The following is a 5,217-nucleotide window of genomic DNA, read 5'->3' as shown; positions in this document are numbered from 1 at the left end:
ATCCCGGTGGCTTCGCGACCATGGCCGACCTCAAGCGCGATATGGCGATCCTCGCCGCCAGCGGCCGGGACTGGGCCGACCGCACCAAGCGCCTGGCGGCGCGCGTTCCCGAACTGGACATCTTCTCGCAAGCTTTGATCGAGAGACTCGACGGCGGCTGGCGAATTACCGGGAAGGGACGAGCCGTCCTCGCCCTCATGGAGGCCAGGCCTTCCGAAGCGGAGCCTTTCCATGGGGCAGATGCACTCGAAGAGCCGCCAGGGGGCACCGGGCCCCGACTTCCGCCCTCCGTACGTCTCGGTCGGACCAATCGTCTTCAGCGTCGCCGCGCCGCCCGGGCGCGAGCCCGCGCCAAGGCTTCCTGACGAGCTCGGCGAGGCTTCGGCCGGGACGTAGACAGCAGAACGGCCCGTCCGATGCCGGACGGGCCGTTCGAGCCAGCGTATCGCTCGCTCAGTGCATGTGAACCAACCAATAGCCTGCGCCGCCGACGACGATGACGGCAGGCACGGCCCACAACAGCAATACGGGCATGATGTCCTCCTTCGGTTGTCCAAATGAGTGTCCGTGGGCCGCTCGGGCCCTCGGGCTTACTGCTCGGTGCAGACCTTCGTGGTCTTCATGCCGCTCTCGGCTTCGGTCTTGGTCTTGTAGGTGCCGTTGTCGACGATGGTGGTGGTCGTCGAGGTGGGCTTGGTGTCCACGACCGTGCACTTCTTGGTGGTGGCATCGCGAACGACGTAGAACTCGGCGGCGCTGGCCGCCTGGGTGCCGAGAGCGAAGGCGGCGAGAGCGCCGCAGACGATCAGTTTTTTCATGTCCATTCCTCCAATGATTTTAACCTACTTCGCAGTAGTGATCGCCAACCGAAATCGCGGCGGAAAGTTCCGGTTTTTCCCGATTGCGGATTCGCGTCAAAAATCCGAATTCTGACCACCTCCTCTTCGCCGGCGCTGCATTTTGGCTCTGAGCGTCGTGCTGATTGCCGGAACATCCCGAGTTGGAACTCAAGGCGGCAACCAAGGTTGTCTGGGCCTAACAATGAGGGAGTATCCCATGAACATGCGTCTATTGCTGGCCACTACGGCCGCGGTTGCGATCGCCACTTCCGCGTTCGCGCAATCGTCCCCCACCACCTCGAACACGAATCCGCCGACGCAGCGTCAGCAGGATTCCAACACGACCCCGCCGCCATCGAGCACGACGTCGACCCAGTCGACGACCTCTTCAGGCAGCGCTCAGCCGGCCAACCCGTCGTCGAGCTCCGCTCAGACCCAGGCACCGGCTTCCAGCCAGAACGCATCCGGTCAGGGGGCCAACTCCGCCTCCGGCGCGAACACCGCACAAACGCCCTCTTCCGGTAGCCAGGCGCAGACCGGCCAGCCCGCGAACCAGGCGAACCCACCCTCCAGCCAGGCGCAGACCAACACGCCTTCGAACGGCAACGCGCAGACCGCGAACCCTGCGTCGAACGGCAACCAGGCGCAATCGCCCACGGGCACCGGGTCGACGAATACCGCCCAGCAGCCCACCAACCAGCAGAACGCGGCCGATCGCTCGTCGAGCACCAACGTGAACGCTTCGGTCAACATCAACGATCAGCAGCGCACGCGCATCAGCCAATCGATCTCGCATCTCGATGTGCGGCCGCTCGACCGCGTGAACTTCTCGCTTTCCGTCGGCGTCGCGGTGCCGCGCGACGTGCGACTCCAGCCGTTGCCGGCCGAGGTGGTCGAGGTCGTGCCCCAGTATCGAGGCTACAACTTCGTACTGGTGAAGGACGAGATCGTCATCGTCGAACCTTCGAGCTACCAGATCGTCGCGGTCCTCCCGTATTCCGGGCGCTCGACCGCCTCCGCGCCGGCGCGGACCGAACAGCGCAAGGTGACGTTCAGCGATCGCGATCGCGAAGTGATCCGGAAGCACGCCAAGGCCCGCCCTGTGGAGCGCGAGCGTCAGACGACGGGTAGTGCGGTGCGGACCGAGATCCGCAGAGGAGAGCGCGTGCCCGAGGGCGTGGAAGTCGAGTCCTTCCCCGAGGAGGTCTATCGCGATGCGCCGACCCTCCGCGAGTATCGGTACATCAACCGCGACAGCCACACCTACATCGTCGAGCCGCAGGAACGCCGCGTCATCGAAGAGATCGATTGACCCTGGCTTGGCCGGCCTCGACCGGGGCCGGCCGTGTCCCGCACGCTACGTGAGGAACGATCGGCGGGCCAGCACGTCGAGTCTTCGCTCCCGGCATTGCCCCCCACTAGTCGGGAGCGAAACCTGGCCCCCACAGGTGGGCGACCTCGACCCATCGGTCGAGGTCGTTTGCCATCTGGCCCCAGAACCAGTCCCGCCGCGTTTGCCTGCTTCACCCGACCTTCTTCGAGATTGAAAAGCCCTCCTCGAAGTCGGCATGATGCCAAGGCTCTCTTAGGGGCGCGCATCGTTCTCGAAGGATTCAAGTGAGCCAACCCCGGATATCTTTCCTCGTCGTCGAGGACGAAGCCCTGATCCGCATGATGCTCGTGGACATGATCGAGGAGCTCGGCCACGTCGTCGTCGCCGAGGCCGGAAGCCTCGAGGATGCCGTGAGGGTCGCGTCCGATGCGGCGTTCGATATCGCGATCCTCGACATAAATTTGGGAGGCTCCAAGAGCACGCCTGTCGCCGAGGTCCTGGTGAAAAGAGCGTTGCCGTTCATCTTCGCCAGCGGCTACGGGGAGGACGGCTTGCCGGAGGACTTCAAGGATCGACCCACGCTCCGAAAACCGTTTCAACTGGACGCCCTCGATCGAGCGGTCCAGACCGTGCTCGAGAACTGAACTTGTCGGCCCGTCTAAGCCGGCGCGAGCGAGGGCTGGCGTCCGCGGCGGGATCCGCGATGGGTGCGAGGAAGGACGAAGTGCCGCTGACCGGATTGAGCGCTCGCGCGCAACGCCGTGCGCGCTGCGTTGGCAGGTCGCGCCGTGACCTCCGAAAATCTCCGGTCACTGACGCAGCGCGACCTGTTTGCGGTCTCCGGCGTCGGCTGGCGCACGCTGAAGGAGGTCGTCGGCTGGGCGGCGATGTCGGGCGTGCGACTTCCACGCGGGTAGCGCCGGTCGACACCGACCGTGCGGCGCCCTCCGCCCGATCGAGGAGTTCGTTCTTTCGGTCGCGGACTCGCTCCTCGTTCAGAGCAAGAAAAAAGGCCCCGCTAGAGGGCCCTTTGCAAAGTCTGATTGACGAGAAAAAAATTAGGTGCGCTCAAAGCCAGCCCCGGGAATGAAAACTATTTCGGATACAAACCCCACGCCCGGACCTGCGTATGAGAGCAGCGGTTTGTTTCAGGAATATTTCGTCGAAATGAGAATGGTTGTTCCTGGCACGGAACAAGAGCGTCGAAGGCCAATGTCGCGATGCTCTTCGTCTCAAGGATTGTCGGGCAGGCACTCGGGGCAGGTGTCGCCGATGGAGTCCAGCACTTCACAAACTTCAGCGACCGCCTGATCCGGAGACAAGCCGTCGGGCGGATCTTGTTTAGCGATGGCCAACGCGTGCTCCCGCGCGTGCGGATCGGCCCGGTCCTTCGCCCAGCCGTGCTCCTCGCATTCGTGGATGGCGCCCGCTTCCTGCAGCACGTGGATGGCCCAACCGCGTAGCATACGGATCGCCGGTCCTCGTTCCTTCGTCATCAGCATCGAGAGAGCTCCTGCCGAGACGAATCCTTGGGACCGCCGGCTCGTTCCCAGCGGTTAGCGCGGGTCAGGGATTCCGAATTGCAGCAGCTCCGGCTTGTCCACCTGTTCCGTCGTGTGAAATCTTTAAGCCAAGGGGCCCAGTCACGCATCGGAACATCGTCCAGGCCATCATCCCTCAATTCCCGATGCGGCGATCCGTGCGGTCAGGCGATCTACGGGAGCCTGCTTTTTCTTGCACCATCAACTTGTCGAGTTTTGCTTGGACGATCTGGTTATTTCTTCGTTGAATTCGGTGAAGAAGGAACAACATTGCCAAGACGGCGCAAGAGAGCGCGAGGTGGAAGTTGACGCTTCCATAAGTCGCCCAGCCAACTCCCGCTCCCAGCGGGGCGCCAAGGAGTGCCACAGCGAGGAGCAGTCCTATCCCTGGCTTCGCAAACACTCCTACTTTCATCAGACTCTCGCAGTCTGCGACCAGACGGCACTGAACTGTAAGTTCACGCTCCCGGGTGGGGTATCCCTGCCTTCAGTGGTCCTTGAGGGTGGATCCGAGCGGCCGGCCGGCCGGGGCGCGACCGGAACCTGATCGCCTCGCCAGCATCCACGGCAGGCAAAACTTGATCGTCCCAAATGTGAAGAACCAGGCGAAGGCGAAGACGTCAAACGGAGAGGCGTTGGCGTCGTCCATCCGGGCCGCCATCAGGAAGCCGAGGAAGCCGGTGACGCCCAGTAGCGTCACCGCAAGATGTGCTGTCCCGCTACTGCACTTCCGTAACCTGCGTCCCATTTGGCCTCCGCGACTTAGCCGGAAAGGCTAAATGCGAACCCATAGGAAAACGAGCAGGAAGGGAGGGTCGCGATATAGGCCTGATATAAAGATTGCCGTGAAGCGGTTTGCCGCTACAGCCAGTCGTTCTTTTTGAACCGCCAGTACAGGATCCCGCAGATGACGGCGATGCCGCCGAGCACCATGTAGTATCCGTATTCCCATTTCAGTTCGGGCATGTGCTCGAAGTTCATGCCGTAGATCCCGGCGACCGCGGTCGGTACCGCGAGAATGGCCGCCCAGGCAGTCAGCCGCCGCGCGATCTCTGTCTGCTGCGCCTGGCCCGCCATCATGGTGGCTTCGAATACGAAGGCGAGAATTTCGCGCAAGGAGTGTCCTCCTCTGCCCGCTTGGCGTGATCGAGCACGTCGCGGAACAGCGGCTTCATCTCGGCGTCCATCGCGACCAGGTCCGCGTGCTCCAGCCGCTTGCAGACGTCGATCATCGGTCCGACGGCGCGGCGCAACCGAAGTAGGTCGCGGCGCAGCCGGTACATGCGGTCGAATTCTCGTTTCGGCAGGACCTTCTTGAGGACTTCTTCCTCGAGCTCGTCGACCTCGGTCTGGATGGTGTCGAGCACCGGACGGTAGTTGTCGACGATGAAATCGAGGATGGCGTAGAGGATGTAGTCCTCACCCTGGGCGAGCGATGAAGGACAGGATTCGCACCGCTCGCGTACCGCCTTGTAGGAAGTCGAGGCTCCGTGGCGGACCGAGA

7 protein-coding genes and 1 pseudogene are annotated in these 5,217 nt (G+C 63.0%); 4 read left to right on the top strand and 4 right to left on the bottom strand.

The window, feature by feature from the left end:
• A partial coding sequence (locus tag AC1D00_RS25440) for a hypothetical protein (protein ID WP_477012542.1) occupies positions 1-365 on the top strand: 365 nt, incomplete at its 5' end.
• A gap of 225 nt (positions 366-590) precedes the next feature.
• Here AC1D00_RS25440 and AC1D00_RS25435 read toward each other — a convergent pair.
• Positions 591-818 (bottom strand): hypothetical protein, encoded by a 228-nt coding sequence (locus AC1D00_RS25435; protein WP_354102109.1) that lies wholly within the window; start codon positions 816-818, stop codon positions 591-593.
• Between the two features lie 238 nt (positions 819-1,056).
• Between AC1D00_RS25435 and AC1D00_RS25430 the strand changes: the two genes are divergently transcribed.
• The 3 genes from AC1D00_RS25430 to AC1D00_RS25420 all read left to right on the top strand — a co-directional run bounded on the left by AC1D00_RS25430 (position 1,057) and on the right by AC1D00_RS25420 (position 3,089).
• On the top strand, positions 1,057-2,151 hold the full coding sequence (locus AC1D00_RS25430; protein WP_477012541.1) for a DUF1236 domain-containing protein: 1,095 nt from the start codon (positions 1,057-1,059) through the stop codon (positions 2,149-2,151).
• Between the two features lie 305 nt (positions 2,152-2,456).
• Positions 2,457-2,816, top strand: coding sequence for a response regulator (locus tag AC1D00_RS25425; RefSeq protein WP_477012540.1), 360 nt, complete (start codon positions 2,457-2,459; stop codon positions 2,814-2,816).
• Between the two features lie 144 nt (positions 2,817-2,960).
• Positions 2,961-3,089 (top strand): hypothetical protein, encoded by a 129-nt coding sequence (locus tag AC1D00_RS25420; protein WP_477012539.1) that lies wholly within the window; start codon positions 2,961-2,963, stop codon positions 3,087-3,089.
• A 315-nt stretch (positions 3,090-3,404) separates the two neighbouring features.
• On the opposite strand, the gene AC1D00_RS25415 is transcribed toward AC1D00_RS25420, so the two are convergent.
• From AC1D00_RS25415 to AC1D00_RS25405, 3 genes and pseudogenes are all read right to left on the bottom strand, one after another.
• On the bottom strand, positions 3,405-3,674 hold the full coding sequence (locus AC1D00_RS25415) for a hypothetical protein (protein ID WP_477012538.1): 270 nt from the start codon (positions 3,672-3,674) through the stop codon (positions 3,405-3,407).
• Positions 3,675-4,200: 526 nt separating this feature from the next.
• On the bottom strand, positions 4,201-4,413 hold the full coding sequence (locus AC1D00_RS25410; RefSeq protein ID WP_477012537.1) for a hypothetical protein: 213 nt from the start codon (positions 4,411-4,413) through the stop codon (positions 4,201-4,203).
• Between the two features lie 161 nt (positions 4,414-4,574).
• Positions 4,575-5,217, bottom strand: a pseudogene (locus AC1D00_RS25405) (CorA family divalent cation transporter); the annotation flags it as partial.

This window comes from Bradyrhizobium sp. P2_E8, assembly GCF_056403875.1.
The sequence above is the reverse complement of the archived record's forward strand: the minus strand, read 5'-3'. Positions and strand labels throughout refer to the sequence as shown.

Excerpts from the sequence above, each read along its gene's own strand:
- AC1D00_RS25415 (WP_477012538.1), bottom strand. The coding sequence starts at position 3,674 with ATGCTGATGACGAAGGAACGAGGACCGGCGATCCGTATGCTACGCGGT.
- AC1D00_RS25430 (WP_477012541.1), top strand. The coding sequence starts at position 1,057 with ATGAACATGCGTCTATTGCTGGCCACTACGGCCGCGGTTGCGATCGCC.
- AC1D00_RS25435 (WP_354102109.1), bottom strand. The coding sequence starts at position 818 with ATGAAAAAACTGATCGTCTGCGGCGCTCTCGCCGCCTTCGCTCTCGGC.